We start from the raw sequence: 16,335 nt of genomic DNA, 5'->3' as shown, positions 1-16,335 counted from the left end.
GCGAACGCAATTCGGCCCGATGCTTCAGCCTATCCCTAGCCGCCGAAGCTTGCGCGAAGGTGGCATCCATAGCGGACGGGCGTCAGAAGCCAGATTGAATGCGGGAAAAGACGAGATTGGAAAAGAGCGATATCTGCGCGCCCACGAAGGGGGCGGCGACACCGAGGACAAGCATGATCGTGACGATCTTGGGAACGAAGGTCAGCGTCATTTCCTGAACCTGGGTCAGGGCCTGAATGAAGGCAATGACGACACCGACGATCATGGCGGCGAGAACCGCCGGACCGGCCGCGACGAGAACCGTCCAGACTGCCGCCTGCATGATATCAAGCGCATCGGCCTCGTTCATCGTCGCATCCTTATTCCGGAAAGGCGGCGTCATGCCGCCTCTTCAATATCAGGAACCAGCCGGCTTATTCGAATCGGTCCCACCATCAGCTGTACTCTTGATTGGACCATTCGAGAAGGTCACGCCGGCCTGCAGCAGTACCTTGTCACCAGCTTCGGTGATGGCGACAACGCCGTCCGAATAGACCTGCACTTCCTTGACCACGCCGGTGACCTTGTCGTCGGAGCTCATGACGGTCTTGCCGACGAGATCGGACGCGCGCGTCAGGGCTTCCGCCTGCAGCATGCTCTTCAGGTGGGTGTTGGTCTTGATGGTCTGCTCGACCTGCGAGAAGCTTGCCAGCTGCGACATCTGCTGACCCGCATCCATCGGGCTGGTCGGATCCTGGTTCTTCATCTGGGCGATGAGGAGTTTCAGGAAGCTGTCATAGTTCAGCGAGGCCGCGTTCTTGTCACTGCTGCTCGCCCCGGCATTCGCCCAGGGGTTTGCCGCTGCCGCATTGACTGCATCTACCGCCATGGTGCGATCTCCTTGCGAATCTGTTCGATCGTTGCCGGGGTCATTTCCTGATTGTTGAGGATTTTTTCCTCGATCGGATAAAGACCGCGAATAGCCTTGAGCGCTTCGAAAGCCTTGCCTGACGCAACCAGCCCGTCGATCCGCTTGAGTTCCGCCAGAACCTCGTCATGCTGGAAGCAATTCAGCAGCATGCTGACCGACTTGCGGAACATGTTGGTCGACTGATCGCGCCCTTCCGGGTTGATGAGGATCATCTGCGCGATGAAATAAAGCTGTCTGAGCGGCGTCGTCGCCTGGTCGGGCTGCAGAACGTGGTTTTCAAGCAGGAACGTGACATCGTTCAGGAATTCAAGCGCCACCTTGCGATCCACACGCAGAACCGCGCCGTTGATGAAAATCTTTTCGCCCGATTTCAGCGAAATTCGAAGTGTACTTTTCATTTCAGTCCATCCCTGATGATGGTTGTCACGTCAATTATGCCCTGGAAATTCGTCGACTGACGTTTCCGGATCAGTTCGCACTCTTTCAAAATCCAGATCGCGATGGAGATCAGATTGGCTCTGAGTTCCATGGCCAGCTGGTTGTCGGGTTGCTTGAGATCCTCAATGAAGCGGATCCAGACCCGTCGAGTGTAAAAAAGTGCTTCGATCGTGGGCCGCTGCGAGGAGGAGTCCCTTGCCTCCACCAGAAGGTCGATCGATTTGGTCAACGCCTGCCGCTCGCGATCTTTCGCGTTGGCGACACCATCCTCCATGATTTCGGCGTAGGAAAACTGGTACATTCATGTATCCTTTATCTGCCGCCACCTCTGTTCATCAGAGGTAGTTTACCAGACTCATTTTTTGCAGACGCGACGTGAGGCTGTATGCGATTTCAATCTGCTGCTGCAGCAGATCGAGACGGGTCTTCGCCTCGTAGGTATCGATCCCCTCAATATCCAGCAGATGCGTTTCGATGATCTTCTTCTGGGCCTCCAGCGAATCATTGGCTTTCGAGACACGGCTTTCGGAAAGACCGAGCTGGCTTTGCTGCTGGTTCAGACCGTTGATGGCGGTGCCGATATTGGTCACCGACTTCATCGCCACCATTTCGCGGATGCCGCTGTCCACCTTCGCGTCGAGGAAGGTCATGGACGTCATCGCGGTCAATGCGAAATAACGCATGCCCTGCGAATTGCTGTTGCTCGACGTTTCGACAACCTCGTTCTGGCTGATGCGGCTCGTCATGTTGGTGTCGCTCGCCTTCGAACCGAAGGTCGTCCAGAAATCATAGTTCTGGCCGGCCGTCAGGCTGCTATGCGGCGGGTTCGTGACCGTGGTCGTGCCGTTGAACACGCCTTCGATATGGGTCATGAACGCTTCGACCTGCGGTTTCGACAGGCTGGCGAAATCACCCACCGGCGGCGTCTGCGCCGCCATGAATGCGTTCAGCTCCGTCTCATAGGCTTCCTTCAGCGGAGATCCATCCGCGAAATAGTCATCGACAGGCTTCACATCCGTATTGATGCCGGAGAACAGATACTCGCCATTGACCGCTGTATTGGCGAAGCTGGTGAAGTTGTTGAACGCATTCGAGATGGTCTGGGCGACCGTCGACAGCGTCGGTGCTTCACTGCTGGTATTGGGGACCAGAACCTTCTGAATCTCCTGCGCGGCCTTCGCCATGCCGTCCAGCGCCGTCTGCGAGGATTTGAGGCGTTGCGTTGCAATCGAATTGACGCTGACCAGCGAGGTAATGCGGTCGATATCGCGATTGAGATCGAGGCTGCGGGCGGTATTGGCGCCCAGCGTCACGCCGAGATCGGCATGCTTGCCCGTCGTCAGCTCGGTATTGAGATTGGTCATCTCAAGCTGAGCCTTGAGGATGGTGCTGCGCATGCTGTTCTGCATCGCCAGCGATGAAATGAATGACGTTTTCATCGTTTACCTCACCATGTCCATCAAGGACTTGAGCATTTCATCAACGGTCGTCACCAGTTTGGTCGCGGCCTTGTAAGATTGCTCGATATCCATGAGCAGTGACAGTTCCTCGTCCAGGCTGACCGCCGTGCTGTTCGAATAGGAAGTGGCCGAGCGCTCATAAAGCGCGCTTTTCGCTTCGTTTGCCGAAGTCGCGCCGGAACGTTCCTGTTCGAGCCACCCCATCGAGTTGGTGCCGTATTTCAGGATGCTGGTATTCGTATCGATACGTGTCGACGCGGCAAAATTCATGGGCGCGTCAAAAGCAGTGACATAGCTGCGGATCAGGGCGGAGAAACCGGTTCCACCCGATGTTGCGGTATTGATCACGTAATCGGTACCGTTGATACCGCCGTCACGCAACAATTCCGGATTGCCACCTTTGGAAATAATTAACGCCGGGTTGACGGTAATGCTGGCCGCGAGCCCCGGAGAGACAGTTCCGTCCGGCGGAATTGTCGTCGCCAACGGCGAACCGTAGGTGAAGAGGCCAGGCATGTCTGGCAGACCGCTGGTCGGGTCCGCGGGCTTTTCCGCAAACATGGTGATGAGGCCGCGCGCGATTTCGTCGAGCTGGCTCTGCATCGTCGGCGCCAGATCATCACGCACCTGCATCAGGCCCTGAAGCGATCCTTCCGCCGTTGTGTTGCTGCCGCTGCCCGCCTTCAGCGCTACGCCATCGACATAAATGGCGTTGCCCGTGGTCGTCGCATCGTAGCCCGGCTGCGTCTTGAAGGTCACGCTGCGCGGCACGATCTCGAACAGCGTCGCACCGTCAGTCGTATAAAGCGCCACATCGTTGTTGGGGCGATTGACGACATTGATGCCGATGATGGAGGAAATGTCCTTCAGAAGCGCTTCGCGCTGATCGAGAGCGTCGCTCGGATCGCCGCCGATCGCCGTCTGCGCCTTGACCTCGTTATTGGCTTCCTCGAACTTCGCGAGCAGCCCGTTCAGCTTGTCGACCTGGAGGGAGATTTCCTTGTCGGCGCGCAGACGCATCGCCTGCAATTCGCTCGAAGCCTTGTTCAGGGAACTGGCGACATCCGTGGCCGAGGTGACGGCCGTCGCCGCCAGAGCGGCATCGCTCGGCTTGGCCGCGTAAGCGTCCAGGCTTTTCAGCAGTTCCTTCATATAGGTGGCCGGCGAACTCTCGTAATCGTTGCCGCCGAAAACGCTCTTCATTTCCTGAAGGCCATTGAGCACGGTGCTCTGGCCGGAAGCAAGAGAAGAGCTGGAGATTGTCTGCCTGAGAAGACTTTCATTCTGGGCACGACCGTTGGAGACGATACTCGCTCCAGCCATGGTCGTGCCGAGAATGGCGGTTCGCTTGACGTAGTTCGCATTGCCGACATTGGCAATGTTTTTCGAGGTAACGTCCGTCTGCTTACCTGTATTATTGAAAATCGACTGCGCAGTATTCATTGCTGACGTGAGCGACATTCATCTGTCCTCGTGAGAAGTATTATCTCTTCAGATTGATCAGGACGTCCATCAAATCCGATCCAGTCTGGAAGACTTTCGAATTCGCTGTATAGATACGCTGGGATTCAATCATGTCGGTGAGTTCGCTGGCGATATCGACGTTCGACCCTTCCAGCGCACCCTTCTGGATGTAACCGAAGCTACCCGTCTGCGCGAAGCCGATGGTGACAACACCCGACTCGTTGCTCGGCAGATAGACGTTACCGTTCTGCGGGCTGAGGTTGTCGACGCTCGGCACCGTGGCCAATGCCAGCTGGTAGATATTGCGGCGACCGCCATCCTGATAGACCGCCGTTACCAGGCCGTCCTTGCCAATTTCGACGTCCTTGATCTGGCTCGGACCGTTGCCATCGAGAACTGCAGTACCGGGCGTAAACTTGGTCGAGAACTGCGTCATTTCAGACAGGTCGATGTTGATCGCCTGCGCCACGCCGCTGACCTGGTCATTGATCGTAATCGATTTATCCGAGGTGGGGGTGAGCTTGTTGGTAGCAGGATCGAATGTCAGCTCGACTTTCTCCTGAACAAGGTCAGTTATTGGCGTTGCCGTGTAGGGGAATCCGCCATTCGTCGACTGGTCCTGGCGGTAAACCGCCACTTCCCACGTATTGTCGTCAGTCTTGGTGTAGTAGAAATCGTAAAGTACCTTCGCACCGCCGCTATCGAATGCCGTCAACGAGGTCTTGTTGCCGAACGTCGCAGTTGCGGAGTTGGTGCCCGGAAGCGATGCCGCGGCCACAGCCGTATCGCCACGGTTAAGATTGGCCGGGAAGCTGCCCTGCGTGGAGGGCGATGCCGTCAGGCCGAAATTATTGACATTGATGGCTTCAAGACCCGTGAAGCCATTGACGACGGCCGCCGGCGGGTTGGAACCATAGGGGTAACCCATCAGTTGGAAGCCGGCCGCGTTTTCCAGGTACCCTTCCGAATTCTTCTGGAACGAACCGGCGCGCGTCAGGTAAGGCGTGCCCGATCCATCCTGAACCACGAAGAAGCCGTTGCCCTGAATGGCAAGGTCGGTGCTCGAGGTGGTGTAGGAGAGGTTTCCCTGCTCCGAAATGCTGTAGCGAACATTGGACTGTACGCCGCCCGAGGCGTAGCTGCCCGATGAGGAGGGCAGAACGAGCGAGGAGAACGACGTGGATGCACGCTTGTAACCGGTGGTGCTTGCGTTGGCGATGTTGTCGCCCACGGTCCCCAGCTTGTTCGCCTGCGCATTCATGCCGGACACACCGGTTCGCATAGTGCCGAAAATACTCATTCAAAAACCCTCGTGGTCATCTTTCAGGGAGAAGGTAAAGCGTTTGGCTTGCGTGAAGCTGTCGGAAATACCGCGTTTGAAAAAGACCACGCGGGTCAATGAAAATCATTGCCAATCAATGCTGTAGCCGAGGAACCGCTTGGAATCGACCGGATCGTAGCCAAGCTTCTTGCGCAGCTTCTTGCGCAGCTTGCTGATATGGCTTTCGACAACGTTTTCTTCGACGTCGTCATCAAAGATGCCGTAGATGGCATTGAAAATCTGCGCCTTGGAAACGCGGCGTCCGCGATTGGCGATCAAATATTCGAGGATACGACGCTCGCGGCGCGGCAAGGGAAATACCTCGCCACCCACTTCGGGGTCGCGGCCGTCGGAGAAAACCCGAATCGGCCCCGCATCTGTGAAGTTCGAGATGACCTGCAGCCGGCGGCGGATAGCCGCCGCACGTGCAAGGATTTCACGGGGATGAACCGGCTTGCGCACGACGTCGTCGACGCCGCTGTCGAACAGCGCCAGCGTGGATTCCAGCGAGGGTTGGTCGCTGACCGCGATGACAGGCGCCGTCGTGCGATCCCTGATCGCCTTCGGCAAAGCAAAGCTCCGGTCGCCCTGGCCAATCAGGAAGGCTTCCACAGCCGCCAGATCGCTTTCCGCCGCCGTCGAGACCCACTCCCCGAATTCGACCGGATCGAACCCGGTCGAGGGAATGCCCTCACGCCCAAATAGAGATGTATAGCCGTCTTTAACGAGCTCGCGCTCATCAACCACTACGATCATTCGTCCGCCTCCGAATCAGTGTGGTGTTTTCCAATGAGGCATTGGTACGAATCGGGGGATTCAGCGACAACTGTAGGAAATCATCGATAGTTATTAATAATTGATTAACCATTTTGTGCCGATTTGATCTATATATAGTGGGTATTAACCATATATGGCACAAAATTTTTGTGTAGAAATTTCAAAATTCCGAAAAAACCGCTTGAAATGCCTTTTTTCGATCAATCTATCGCCACATTTCGAAATACGAGTCCTGCGGTGCCTAAAAGCAATTTCAGGTTGTCATCCGTCGCAGAAATTTTTCGCGTTGGGAGTCCATTTCCCGTAGCCCGTCGCCACCAGATTGGCGATGACGCGGCAGACATATTTCTTCTGCGCCGGGTCATTGTTGGGGCCGGCGTGATAACGGGCGACCGCCATGGTCCAGGTTTCATGCCTGTTGTGAAGGTTGCGAAGGAACATGGCGGCATATTCCACATTGCGACGCGGATCGAACATTTCCCGCGGGGATGAGAAGTTTTCGCCGTGGAAATAATGATTTATCTGCATGCAGCCGAGGTCGATCAGCTTGGCGCCGTTGCGCTTCGCCGCCTCGAAAGTCATCAGGGCTTCCTCGGTGGAGGTCGCAAATACCGGTTTTCCCTCGATATTCATGGCATTGGGGTCGAGCCTCCCCTTGCGGCCCGTCTCGGTCAGGCCCACCGAATAGAGAATTCCCTCCGGCACGCCATATTTGCGTGCCGCCGACTGGATCTCTCTTTCACAGACGCCTGATGTCGCCGAGGCCGACGCGTTTTCAGAGGTAGACGCCATTGTCAGCAGAAGAACGGGCAGAGCCAGGAGCGCCATCCATGCCTTCATTATGCACCCCCAAATTATCGCCATTGCCTTGCCGACTGCCCCGTGCTCCGGACTCGTCACGGTTGCGCCCGGCGGCGGCCTGCTGGCCCTGCTGCTGCGCCTGCTGATTTTGCTGATTGTTGCCCTGTGTGCCCGTTTGGTCACTCTTGTCGGAAGAAGCGATGCTGATGGTGATGTTATCGACCGTCAGACCCTGCGCCTTGAGACCCTCAAGGATGTTCTTGCTGTCGTCCTGAAGCTTTTTATAGGCTGCAACGCTCTCCACCGTCATGTGAACGGCAAGCTCGTCACCGGCAAGACGCAGCGACATCGTCACCGATCCGAGCTCGATCGGCGTCATGTGCAGCTTCAGCGTATGCACGACCTTGCCGGTGCTGCTCTGGGCCGCCGCATTGGAAAGCGACGAGCCGGGCTGCATGGCGCTCACCCATTCCGGATCATTGACGATCAGGCCGGTCAGGGCCGAAGCGTTGGTCGAAGGCGCCAGACCGATGAAACGCCGCGAATCGAGGACCGTGATGGTATCTGCCGCTTTGCCGGTGCTTTCCCGTGCATCGAACTCGACACGGCCCTCACGCTGCACCGTGCTCATATCGAGAGCCCGGGCCGCGCCCGAACGCGGAGACGAGAAACGGAATGCCGAGGCATCGCCTTCGTTTTCGGAAGCCGAACCCGCCTCGTTACCGGCAGGTGCAATGCCTGTCGGCGTGTCCTTGACCAGATGCTCGGCCTTGCCCCGGACAGGTTCAGCCCGGTCTGATTTCACCGTGTCGGTCTTGCCGGCAATCGCCTGTGCAATTTCCTCAAGCGGCGTCTTGGCTGTCGCCACATCGGCGGCGTTGGCCACAACCAGCTGCAGTTCCGCCAGCTTTGGATCGATCACATCGGCTACCGTCTCGGCGTCCTTGTCGGTGTCGTCCTTGAGCTTCTTGCCGGTTTTGCCGTTATCGGGTGTGCGGGCCGTTTTCACGGCGTTCTGAAACTCGGCCAAGGTCTCATGGGCACGACCTTCGCCGGCATGCTCGTTGACGATCGCATTCAGAAAGGTTGCGGGCCGCTTGACCGGGACATCCATCTTTTCCGCCTCGCTATCAGCCTGTGCCTGCTGTTCTTCAGCCGGGTTCTTGTCCTGCTGATGCCGCGAATGCAGCGCCTGCGGCGGCCGCTCGTCCCGGACCGTGGAAAGGGCATCGCCGAAACTGCCGCCCTTGGCGTCGTCCCTGACGCTGGCGCTGCCGGCGCGCGGATCGGATGGTGGCGCATTCATTATCGCGTTGATGGTTGCGTCGATCATGGTGCCCCCTCGCCTTTCTTCAACAGGCTGTCGATTTCATCGAGCTTGCTACGGCCGCTCGTCACGAGTTGCCGGACGTTATCGCCCTCATCGTCAGCCTTCTGGGTTTCGACCCGCCATATGCTCTTTGCATCAGCAGCGGTCGCCTCGTTTTCGGGCGCATTCCGCCCGGTATCCTTCGTGGCCGCAGTGTCTGCACCGACACCGGACTGCAGGGAAGGAGGACGAACCACCTGCTCTGCAATCGCCCTTGCCGCCTCCCGCAGGGCCCTGTCCCGATCCGAAAGCTGCGCTTCGGGGATTTGCCCGATTGTCTCGATCGCGCTCACCACATCTGGTGTGCCGATGTTGGAAAGGCTTTCATAGAGATTTGCCTGGACTTCAGGCTCACCCGGCAGCGACGGAGACAGCGCCTTCGCCTTCAACGCCGCCATACGCGCCAGCGAATCCTTGCCGCTGATCGCCGCGAGGCGAGAAAGGCGCAGATAGGCTTCCTTCTGCCTCTCGGTATCCATCATGGCGAAGGTTTCCTGTATCGCCTCCTCACCGATGGAATCGGCGCGTTTGACCACCAGCGAGACCAGAAGGTCGGCAAACTGGCTGGCATAGGGCGAATGCAGGAAGCGCCGCGCATAACGCTGCGCATAGTCGACGCCGCGCGCAGCATCGCCGTCTTCAACCGCGATAGCGAGCGAGCGGCGCAATGCCGCCTCCTCAACGATTGTGCCGGGCGCTTCGAGCCGGGCTATGTCGTAAAAGCCGAGTGCAGCCAGCGGATCGCGCGGTATCGTCACATTGCCGCCGATCAGCGCCAGATAGGCGCCAATCCGCTTGCCGCGATATTCAGGCACCATGGCCGCGATGCTCTGTGCGACCAGCGTTCCCTTGCCGGACAGGTATTTGCGCAGGATATCGGCAACGCGGCTATCGAAATTGCCATCCACATCACGCGCGACCAGCAATTCCAGCGTCGCCGGGTTGCCGCCGCTCATCGCATAGATGAGCGCCGCATCGACATTGCGCGGATCCTTGAAGATCGCCGAGGGCGCGCTCTTCAGCCGCTCATCGATCGTCTGCAGCAGAAACCGCTGCATTTCAGCGGCGGAATGGTCGCCCATGGCCACCGAATCCTGCACGAACTGCAGGGAGCGCAGCATGGCATAGGGCATCAGATTGTCCTGCGACTGCGAAAACGCCTTGCTCGGCTCGGAGCCGAGACCGCAAAGCGTCGCCGCAAGAAGAAGCCAGCGTTTCGAGGTTTTCGTCACACTCACCCCCGATCGGCCTCAAGCAGAATTTCGATGCGGCGGTTGGCGTCTGCCAGAGGGTCCGCCGGCACCTGCAATCTGCGGTCCGCGAAACCCGAGACCTGCTTTACCCGCTCTTCCGACAGGCCGCCGCGCACCAGCATGTAATAGGCGCTGTGCGCACGGTCCATGGAGAGCCGCCAGTTGTCATTGGCCTCGCCCTTGAACTGCCGTCCGTCGGTATGGCCGCGGATCACCACGCTGCCGCCCCGCTCCTGAAGCAGTTTGCCGATTTTTTCCATGGCCAGAACCATTTCACGCCGGGGAACAGCCGATCCGATATTGAACATCGGCGTTTCCGTCTGGTCGGAAATGGTGAGCAGCAACCCGCCTTCGGCCGGCGTCACCACCAGACCTTCGGAAAGCTTGCCGGTAATGCCTGAGATCTGCTTCTCGATTTCCTCGCGCAGGGTATCGGCCTTTTCCCACTCGGCATCGCTGGCCTTTTGCTGCTCCGGCTTGGGCTGAGAAAGCGCTGCCTGCTCTGCGGCATCCGGACGCTGCTGCGGCACCACGGCGGCGACTTCCATCGGCTTGCCGTCTTCCGCCTTTTCGGCCGGTGTCTCGGACGACTTAAGCGCGACCGCCTGAGCGTTTTCGGCCGCATCCTCCTGTTTGTTCTCGGCGAGCTGCTGCTGTTCAACCGGTTTCTGCGGCTGATCGGCGCGGGTGATTTTCACCTGCTGGGTCCAGAAATCGGGATCGAAGGGATCGCGATAGGCTTCGCCGCCGCTAGCGCCCGTCGCCGGGCCGGAATCGGCAGCGCCGCCCTCGCCCTTGGCGCTGACATTGGCCTGCTGCCCCACCTGCTGGGCAATTTCAGCCAGCACGGAATAGGGATTTTCGAAAAAGTCCGCTTCGGAGAAATTCGACTGCTCACCGGTCTGGGAGGTCAGGTCTTCGCCCGTCGCCGCGGCGGAACCCTTGGTGACCTTTTCAGCCTGGATGTTGGACTGGTCTTTCTTCTGGACGCCCTCTTCCTTATCGACAGGCTTTTCCAGCCCCTTGGACGAGGGTTTCTCATCGGACAGCTTGATGGGATTGAAATAGCTGGCGACCGAGGCCTTGGTTTCCTCGTTGGCGGCATTGACCAGCCACATGACGAGGAAGAACGCCATCATCGCCGTCATGAAGTCGGCATAGGCGATTTTCCACGCACCGCCATGGGCGCCATCGTGCCCGCCCTTGTGGCGCTTGACGATGATGATCTCGTTTTTGCCGTGGTGGTGGTTCTCGCCTTCACTCATTTCATCACCTTGCGAAGACTGGACGCCCAGGCGGACATGCGCGTCACGAACACGCTTTCACCCAACTCGACGGAAAGATCGATATCGGTGGTCTCGGTAAATTTCATCGTTTCTTCTTCAAAGCCCGGCTGCGTCTTCAGTCGCTCGAACAAATCTTTCGGGCCTTTCACGACAAGCGTGACCCCTTCGCCATCCGGCATGGCGGCGCGCACCACATCCGCCAGCGCCGTAACCGCCTTGAGCGACAGCTTTTCCGTCAGGAGGGGGGCAAGGATATTGGCTGTCTGTTCGCTGAGATTGGCCGCGATCGCGTCGATACCCTCGCGCAGACCACGGGACAGGGACGCCGCAATTTCTTCAAGATGGCCCGAACGCAGGGTCTCCAGCTCGGCCGCATGGGCGGCGATCAGTTCTTCCCGCTCCGCCTGCATCTTCTCGGTGATCTCGCGGGCGGCGTCTTCGCGGCCGCGGTCATAGGCCGCCTGTTTCTCGCTCTCCACGTCAACGGGGGCAAATTCGTCGAAAGCGGAAGCGCCATCGGCAAAACCGGACAGGAAATCGTTGTCGGCCAACGGGTCGCCGAAGGCCGGCGCCGCCGATTGCGGTTGCGCTTCACCGAAGTCCTTGAGAAACCGTGCAATGGACGCGCTCATGCCTGCCTCCGGCAAAACAGGAGAAAGGGGCCAGACATGTTTTGTTGCCCGCGCGAATCGCAAAAGCCTCGCCGCATTTCCAGACGGAAAACCGGGGTCCACTTTTCCTGGAAATGCTCTAAGCCGTTTGGCGGCACCACCGTCATCCTTGCTACCCTGCCCGTCTCTTCCACGTTTCCCGGCCGGATCACGCCATGCGATCCGCCCCATACTGACCCGACGTTAGGTGTTCAAACTTGTGCGAGGATGAAGGCGGGCATGATCGGCAAGCCTGCGCCCATCCATCCCCGCGCGCCCACGCCGGTCGAACCCGTTACTTGAAGAGCTGGAGGATATTTTCCGCGTTGGCATTGGCGATGGAGAGAGCCTGGATACCGAGCTGCTGCTGCGTCTGCAGCGCTTTGAGCCTGGTCGATTCCTCGTTCATGTCGGCATCGACAAGACGGCCGATGCCCTTGTCGATAACATCCATAAGGCTGGAAACGAAGTTATCCTGCATGCTGATGCGGCTCTGCAGCGAACCCAGGCTGGAAGCCGTGCTGGTCATCGCCTCAAGCTGCCCGTCGACGAAGGACATCATCATGTCGATGGCGTCGGCATCGGTATAGGTCGTGCCGCCACCGGCAAAACCGCCCATGGCTGCGGCGACAACATCGAGATTGCCGAGATTGAGGGTGGATACGGAAAACCCGAGGGAACGATCGGCGGAAGCCGTCCCGCCGCTGAGGTCGTAAAACCAGTCGTTGCTGCTGGTGTCGCGATAGGCGGGAGAAACAGTGGTGCCACCGCTCGACGGATCTGTCGCCGTCACCTTCACCCATACGTTTTCGGCAAGGCGGAGATAATTGGCGGTCCCGTCACTATAGATATTCGGATCCGTATTCGTATCCGCAGTCGCGGCATTCAGCGCGCCGATCTGCGCGTCACTGAGCTTCTCGACGACATGACCGGCGTTCGTCGCCTTACCCGCAGTCGTCGAGGTCTGAGTGACTTCATATTCCGTCTTGCTGACGAAAACGGCGTTCTTGTCGAGAATCCCGAGCTTTCCACCACTGAGGTCGAAAAGCACCGTACTGCCATCGAGCACATAATCAACGGTGGTAACGCCGACATTACCTGCGCCCGTGCGGGTGAAGGATGCAACGACCTTTTTCGTGATCGATTCTTCAACCGGCGGCGTGCCACCGTTGCTGATGCTGGCCTGCAGCCAGTTTTCGCCCGAGAAGGAGGCCGATTCGGAGATGCTCTTCAGCTGTTCCTGAAGCTGCTTGATTTCATCCTGGATCTTGCCGCGGTCGGCGCCAACGCCGTAGGCGGCGACGAGCTTGGCCTTGATCTGCTTGACGACCTCGATCGTGCTTTCAAGCGCGTCGTAGGCGGTGTCGACCTTGGCGGCTCCCAGACCCAAAGCGTCCTGCACGGCCGAAAGCGCGTTATTGTCGGAGCGCATCGTCGTTGCAATGGACCAGTAGGCCGCGTTATCCGCCGCAGTCTCGACACGGTAGCCGGAAGACACGCGCGCCTGTGTTGTCTCGAGGCTCTTGTCGATCATGCGCAGGGTTTGCAGCGCGGCCATCGCCGCCGCATTGGTCAAAATGCTGGTCATGGGGTCCACCCAACTCAAAATTTAAGAAAAAATCCGGCGCTGTGCCGACAACGAGCAGAAGCATCATGCGAATCGGCAATGGCCTGAAGCGACCACCGCGACCTGCTGTTCGTTAACAAATCGTTAATGTGATAGGTAACAAACAACAGGACTGATTTGCAAGGCGTTCCTGCCTTTCACAGCCGGGTTTCGCATAAACCGGCAGGCTTCAGGCAAGCTCTGGTTAAAACGCACCGGAACGAGGCCGTTGCGCCCGCGATTTCGGCGGGCGCAACGGACATGACGGCAATATTCAGGGATGATCCGGTTAAGCCGCTTCGCCCTGACGGGTTGGCACGAATCGGGCAGCCGTCAGGCTTTTCCGAAGAAACTCGGTGTTTTCGTCCGGGTTTTCGGAAGGGTTCTGAAACGAGACGTGATTGATCTCAACCGCCGCATGTTCGTTGGCGAGCGTCAATCGCGCATAGACCGTGGCGCCCTTTGGCTTGAGCTCGAGATCGAGGACGATCTCCGGCGCGCCTTCCCATTCGAGCTTGTATTCGCCGCCGGCGCCGAAATTGATCGTACCGGGATGATAATAAAGCTCAGCCGCCGACGAAACGAGGTCGGCGATACTGCTGTAGCACTCAAATCTGAGCAGCGAAATCAGGTCGGCCGGGTCTAACAATCGAAGTTCGGTGGCGATCGGGTTGATCGCCTCTGCGACGATCATTTCCCGCTGTTCGGAATAGGCGGATTTTTTCATTGGTTTTATTGAACCCGTATTTTCGATGACTTCATGGCGTAAACCCGATGAACGAGCTCAGCCACAGCCTTGTAAAAGACTGGTGGAATCACACTATCTACCGAGACTTGCGCAAACATGGAGCGTGCAAGCGGAGGGTCCTCAAAAACGGGGATATTGTTTTCTTCCGCAATCTCGCGGATTTTCAATGCGATAAGGTCCTGGCCCTTGGCCACGACAACAGGTGCGTCGCCTTCTTCGCGAACATAACGCAGCGCCACCGCAAAGTGTGTGGGGTTGGCGATGACAAGCGTTGCGCGCGGCACATTGTTGATCATCCGGCGGCGGGCACGGTCGCGGGCGATGGAACGCTGGCGGGATTTGACCACGGGGTCGCCCTGCGACTGCTTGTATTCTTCCTTCACCTCATGCTTCGTCATTTTCAACTGGCTGAACCAGTGATGGCGCGTCCACAGAACGTCGACGGCAGCAAGCAGCGCGGTGGAAAGCAGAATAACGACCATCATTTTTTTGACGATCTCGACCACCCGGACGAAAATGACCTGCGGATCGGAGAACATCAGATCGATGAGGCTGTAAAAATCGCCACGCAAAGCAAAGAACATGATGACCGAGACGATCATGATCTTGAATACGGATTTGCCGAATTCCACAAAACCCTGCTTGCTGTAGATGCGCGTGAAGCCCTTCGCCGGTGAGACGCGTGACCATTGCGGACGCACCCGCTCAAGCACCGGCGACGGCAGGTTCTGGAAAAACGACGAAGCAAGCCCGAAAACCATGAACATGATCATCGCCGGCATGAGCAGATAGGCGATCGACGTGCCGAGAAAATACAACAGCGACAGGGCATCCGGCCGGGTGCTGAGGTCCCACTGTTCGGGCTGGCCGAACAGGTCCTTCAATGTGACGCCAAGGCGACCGGCGCCATCGGGCAGGAAGAAGACCAGGTAACAATAAAAAGCAAGTGAGGAGGCAAAGATCGGGACTTCACGGGAAAAGGGAAGATTGCCCTTTTCCGCCGCATCGCGGAGTTTTTTCTCCGTCGGGGCTTCTGTTTTACTGTCCTTGTCCTGATCGTCTGCCAAGGCACGTTCCCGGGATCAAAAAAAAGGGCCCGCCGATCCCGGCAGGCCGTCATCCCGAAACTAGCGTCCGTGACCGGCCATCGCAATGGCCGGTTCCGCCGTAAGGGCGGGTTATCAACCGGCTTCCGCTTAAGCGGCGGCTGGTTGCTCCTCCGCAGAGGCTTCCTTCAGCTGGATCTGGCCGGAATTGGCCAGCCGGATCGCCTCCTGCGCCACCGCGCGGCGGGCAATCGCCACTTCGCGGGTGTTGATCGAGGCCTGCGGCACCGCGAGGTCCGATTCGATCATGCGGCGCTGGCGCGGGCTGATGCTGGAGAGCACACATTCCTTGATTTCCATCGTGGCGCCGCGCAGCGCCATCGTCATGACATCGGCCGAAACATCGTTGAGCAGCAGGACGCGGCTGCGCTGCGGCATGAACATGAGATCGTCGAAGAGGAAGATCTTCGGCTTGACCTTGTTTGCGGCTTCCTTGCTGAGCGTCTCGAGAGAGCTGAGCAGCGTATCGACCTGCGGCTTGTCCAGTTCGTTCATCAGATCCGCAACCTTCGTGGAACCGCCCGCATTGCGCTCGGCCTCGATTTCATTGATGAGATTGACCACACGCTTCTCGATGATCTGGGCAGCCGTCGGGCTGACTTCCTTCATGTTGACGGTACGGTTCATGATATCGGCGCGCTGCTCTTCCGGAATGGTGAGGAGAACCTTGGCGCCGAAGGAGGAAGGCAGCATGGAGAGAATATAAGCGATGGTCTGCGGATGTTCGCGCAGCAGGAACTTGCCGACGAATTCCGGCTCGGCTTCCTGCAGGCGGTCCCAGATCGATGCTTCATAGGCCTGGAAAGCCGCGCGGCGGCCGAGAAGGCTGTCCACCTCTTCAGGGGTCAGGCCCTCTTCGAGAATGCTCTCGATCGCCTTGGCATTGTCCATCAGACCCGTTCCTTCGGTGAACAGGTCCTCGAACTCGGCTACGATCTGTGCAAGCTCATCGGGAGGAATGACGCGCAGGGTCTGGGCCGAGGAAATGATCATCTGCAGTTCGTGCTGGGTGAAAAACTTCAGCAGCTTGCCGGCGACGCCCTTGCCCATGGCAAGAAGCACCGCGGCCGCCTTGTCGGCCTGAGACAACGGCTTGCCCGCAAGGGGGTTACCGAAATCCTCGAAGTCCATCATGGTCTTTCCTCT

At 58.3% G+C, this 16,335-nt stretch carries 17 protein-coding genes; all 17 read right to left on the bottom strand.

What is annotated here, in order from left to right:
* Window positions 1-82: 82 nt before the first annotated feature.
* The gene (gene fliQ, locus AC5I5B_RS14075; RefSeq protein WP_003503352.1) at window positions 83-349 is read right to left on the bottom strand and encodes a flagellar biosynthesis protein FliQ; all 267 of its coding nucleotides are present in this window, start codon (window positions 347-349) and stop codon (window positions 83-85) included.
* A gap of 48 nt (window positions 350-397) precedes the next feature.
* Window positions 398-868 (bottom strand): flagellar hook assembly protein FlgD, encoded by a 471-nt coding sequence (gene flgD, locus AC5I5B_RS14070; protein ID WP_003503359.1) that lies wholly within the window; start codon window positions 866-868, stop codon window positions 398-400.
* A complete protein-coding gene (flbT, locus tag AC5I5B_RS14065) occupies window positions 859-1,308 on the bottom strand; it encodes a flagellar biosynthesis repressor FlbT (protein ID WP_003503362.1) in 450 nt (149 codons plus the stop codon). Before flbT ends, flgD begins: the two co-directional genes overlap by 10 nt.
* Window positions 1,305-1,649: a flagellar biosynthesis regulator FlaF gene (gene flaF / locus AC5I5B_RS14060; protein WP_003503365.1), complete on the bottom strand. Its 345-nt coding sequence runs from the start codon at window positions 1,647-1,649 to the stop codon at window positions 1,305-1,307. Before flaF ends, flbT begins: the two co-directional genes overlap by 4 nt.
* Before the next feature lie 34 nt (window positions 1,650-1,683).
* A complete protein-coding gene (locus tag AC5I5B_RS14055; RefSeq protein WP_020010439.1) occupies window positions 1,684-2,787 on the bottom strand; it encodes a flagellar hook-associated family protein in 1,104 nt (367 codons plus the stop codon).
* A 3-nt stretch (window positions 2,788-2,790) separates the two neighbouring features.
* Window positions 2,791-4,269, bottom strand: a complete 1,479-nt coding sequence (gene flgK / locus AC5I5B_RS14050) for a flagellar hook-associated protein FlgK (protein ID WP_003503368.1) — start codon at window positions 4,267-4,269, stop codon at window positions 2,791-2,793.
* Between the two features lie 22 nt (window positions 4,270-4,291).
* Complete coding sequence (locus tag AC5I5B_RS14045) at window positions 4,292-5,572, bottom strand: flagellar hook protein FlgE (protein WP_003503378.1); 1,281 nt, start codon at window positions 5,570-5,572, stop codon at window positions 4,292-4,294.
* Window positions 5,573-5,677: 105 nt separating this feature from the next.
* On the bottom strand, window positions 5,678-6,349 hold the full coding sequence (locus AC5I5B_RS14040) for a response regulator transcription factor (RefSeq protein WP_003503381.1): 672 nt from the start codon (window positions 6,347-6,349) through the stop codon (window positions 5,678-5,680).
* Between the two features lie 282 nt (window positions 6,350-6,631).
* Window positions 6,632-7,198, bottom strand: a complete 567-nt coding sequence (locus AC5I5B_RS14035; RefSeq protein WP_003503383.1) for a lytic transglycosylase domain-containing protein — start codon at window positions 7,196-7,198, stop codon at window positions 6,632-6,634.
* A complete protein-coding gene (fliK, locus tag AC5I5B_RS14030; protein ID WP_111833711.1) occupies window positions 7,146-8,504 on the bottom strand; it encodes a flagellar hook-length control protein FliK in 1,359 nt (452 codons plus the stop codon). The genes AC5I5B_RS14035 and fliK overlap by 53 nt, the downstream gene beginning before the upstream one ends.
* Complete coding sequence (motC, locus tag AC5I5B_RS14025; RefSeq protein ID WP_003503386.1) at window positions 8,501-9,778, bottom strand: chemotaxis protein MotC; 1,278 nt, start codon at window positions 9,776-9,778, stop codon at window positions 8,501-8,503. Before motC ends, fliK begins: the two co-directional genes overlap by 4 nt.
* Window positions 9,775-11,058, bottom strand: a complete 1,284-nt coding sequence (locus tag AC5I5B_RS14020) for a MotB family protein (RefSeq protein WP_003503388.1) — start codon at window positions 11,056-11,058, stop codon at window positions 9,775-9,777. The genes motC and AC5I5B_RS14020 overlap by 4 nt, the downstream gene beginning before the upstream one ends.
* A complete protein-coding gene (locus AC5I5B_RS14015) occupies window positions 11,055-11,711 on the bottom strand; it encodes a hypothetical protein (RefSeq protein ID WP_111794229.1) in 657 nt (218 codons plus the stop codon). Before AC5I5B_RS14015 ends, AC5I5B_RS14020 begins: the two co-directional genes overlap by 4 nt.
* Before the next feature lie 313 nt (window positions 11,712-12,024).
* Entirely contained in the window at window positions 12,025-13,317 is a 1,293-nt protein-coding gene (locus tag AC5I5B_RS14010) for a flagellin N-terminal helical domain-containing protein (RefSeq protein ID WP_020812076.1), read from the bottom strand.
* A 307-nt stretch (window positions 13,318-13,624) separates the two neighbouring features.
* Entirely contained in the window at window positions 13,625-14,062 is a 438-nt protein-coding gene (locus AC5I5B_RS14005; protein ID WP_003503394.1) for a BspJ family T4SS effector nucleomodulin, read from the bottom strand.
* A gap of 5 nt (window positions 14,063-14,067) precedes the next feature.
* Window positions 14,068-15,150, bottom strand: a complete 1,083-nt coding sequence (gene flhB / locus AC5I5B_RS14000) for a flagellar biosynthesis protein FlhB (RefSeq protein ID WP_003503396.1) — start codon at window positions 15,148-15,150, stop codon at window positions 14,068-14,070.
* 129 nt (window positions 15,151-15,279) lie between these two features.
* On the bottom strand, window positions 15,280-16,323 hold the full coding sequence (gene fliG / locus AC5I5B_RS13995; protein ID WP_003503398.1) for a flagellar motor switch protein FliG: 1,044 nt from the start codon (window positions 16,321-16,323) through the stop codon (window positions 15,280-15,282).
* Window positions 16,324-16,335 lie beyond the last annotated feature (12 nt).

Source organism: Agrobacterium sp. (assembly GCF_059499945.1).
The sequence above is the reverse complement of the archived record's forward strand: the minus strand, read 5'-3'. Positions and strand labels throughout refer to the sequence as shown.

Coding starts and splice junctions, on each gene's coding strand:
- fliQ (WP_003503352.1), bottom strand. CDS start 349: ATGAACGAGGCCGATGCGCTTGATATCATGCAGGCGGCAGTCTGGACG.
- flgD (WP_003503359.1), bottom strand. CDS start 868: ATGGCGGTAGATGCAGTCAATGCGGCAGCGGCAAACCCCTGGGCGAAT.
- flbT (WP_003503362.1), bottom strand. CDS start 1,308: ATGAAAAGTACACTTCGAATTTCGCTGAAATCGGGCGAAAAGATTTTC.
- flaF (WP_003503365.1), bottom strand. CDS start 1,649: ATGTACCAGTTTTCCTACGCCGAAATCATGGAGGATGGTGTCGCCAAC.
- AC5I5B_RS14055 (WP_020010439.1), bottom strand. CDS start 2,787: ATGAAAACGTCATTCATTTCATCGCTGGCGATGCAGAACAGCATGCGC.
- flgK (WP_003503368.1), bottom strand. CDS start 4,269: ATGTCGCTCACGTCAGCAATGAATACTGCGCAGTCGATTTTCAATAAT.
- AC5I5B_RS14045 (WP_003503378.1), bottom strand. CDS start 5,572: ATGAGTATTTTCGGCACTATGCGAACCGGTGTGTCCGGCATGAATGCG.
- AC5I5B_RS14040 (WP_003503381.1), bottom strand. CDS start 6,349: ATGATCGTAGTGGTTGATGAGCGCGAGCTCGTTAAAGACGGCTATACA.
- AC5I5B_RS14035 (WP_003503383.1), bottom strand. CDS start 7,198: ATGGCGCTCCTGGCTCTGCCCGTTCTTCTGCTGACAATGGCGTCTACC.
- fliK (WP_111833711.1), bottom strand. CDS start 8,504: ATGATCGACGCAACCATCAACGCGATAATGAATGCGCCACCATCCGAT.
- AC5I5B_RS14020 (WP_003503388.1), bottom strand. CDS start 11,058: ATGAGTGAAGGCGAGAACCACCACCACGGCAAAAACGAGATCATCATC.
- AC5I5B_RS14015 (WP_111794229.1), bottom strand. CDS start 11,711: ATGAGCGCGTCCATTGCACGGTTTCTCAAGGACTTCGGTGAAGCGCAA.
- AC5I5B_RS14010 (WP_020812076.1), bottom strand. CDS start 13,317: ATGACCAGCATTTTGACCAATGCGGCGGCGATGGCCGCGCTGCAAACC.
- AC5I5B_RS14005 (WP_003503394.1), bottom strand. CDS start 14,062: ATGAAAAAATCCGCCTATTCCGAACAGCGGGAAATGATCGTCGCAGAG.
- fliG (WP_003503398.1), bottom strand. CDS start 16,323: ATGATGGACTTCGAGGATTTCGGTAACCCCCTTGCGGGCAAGCCGTTG.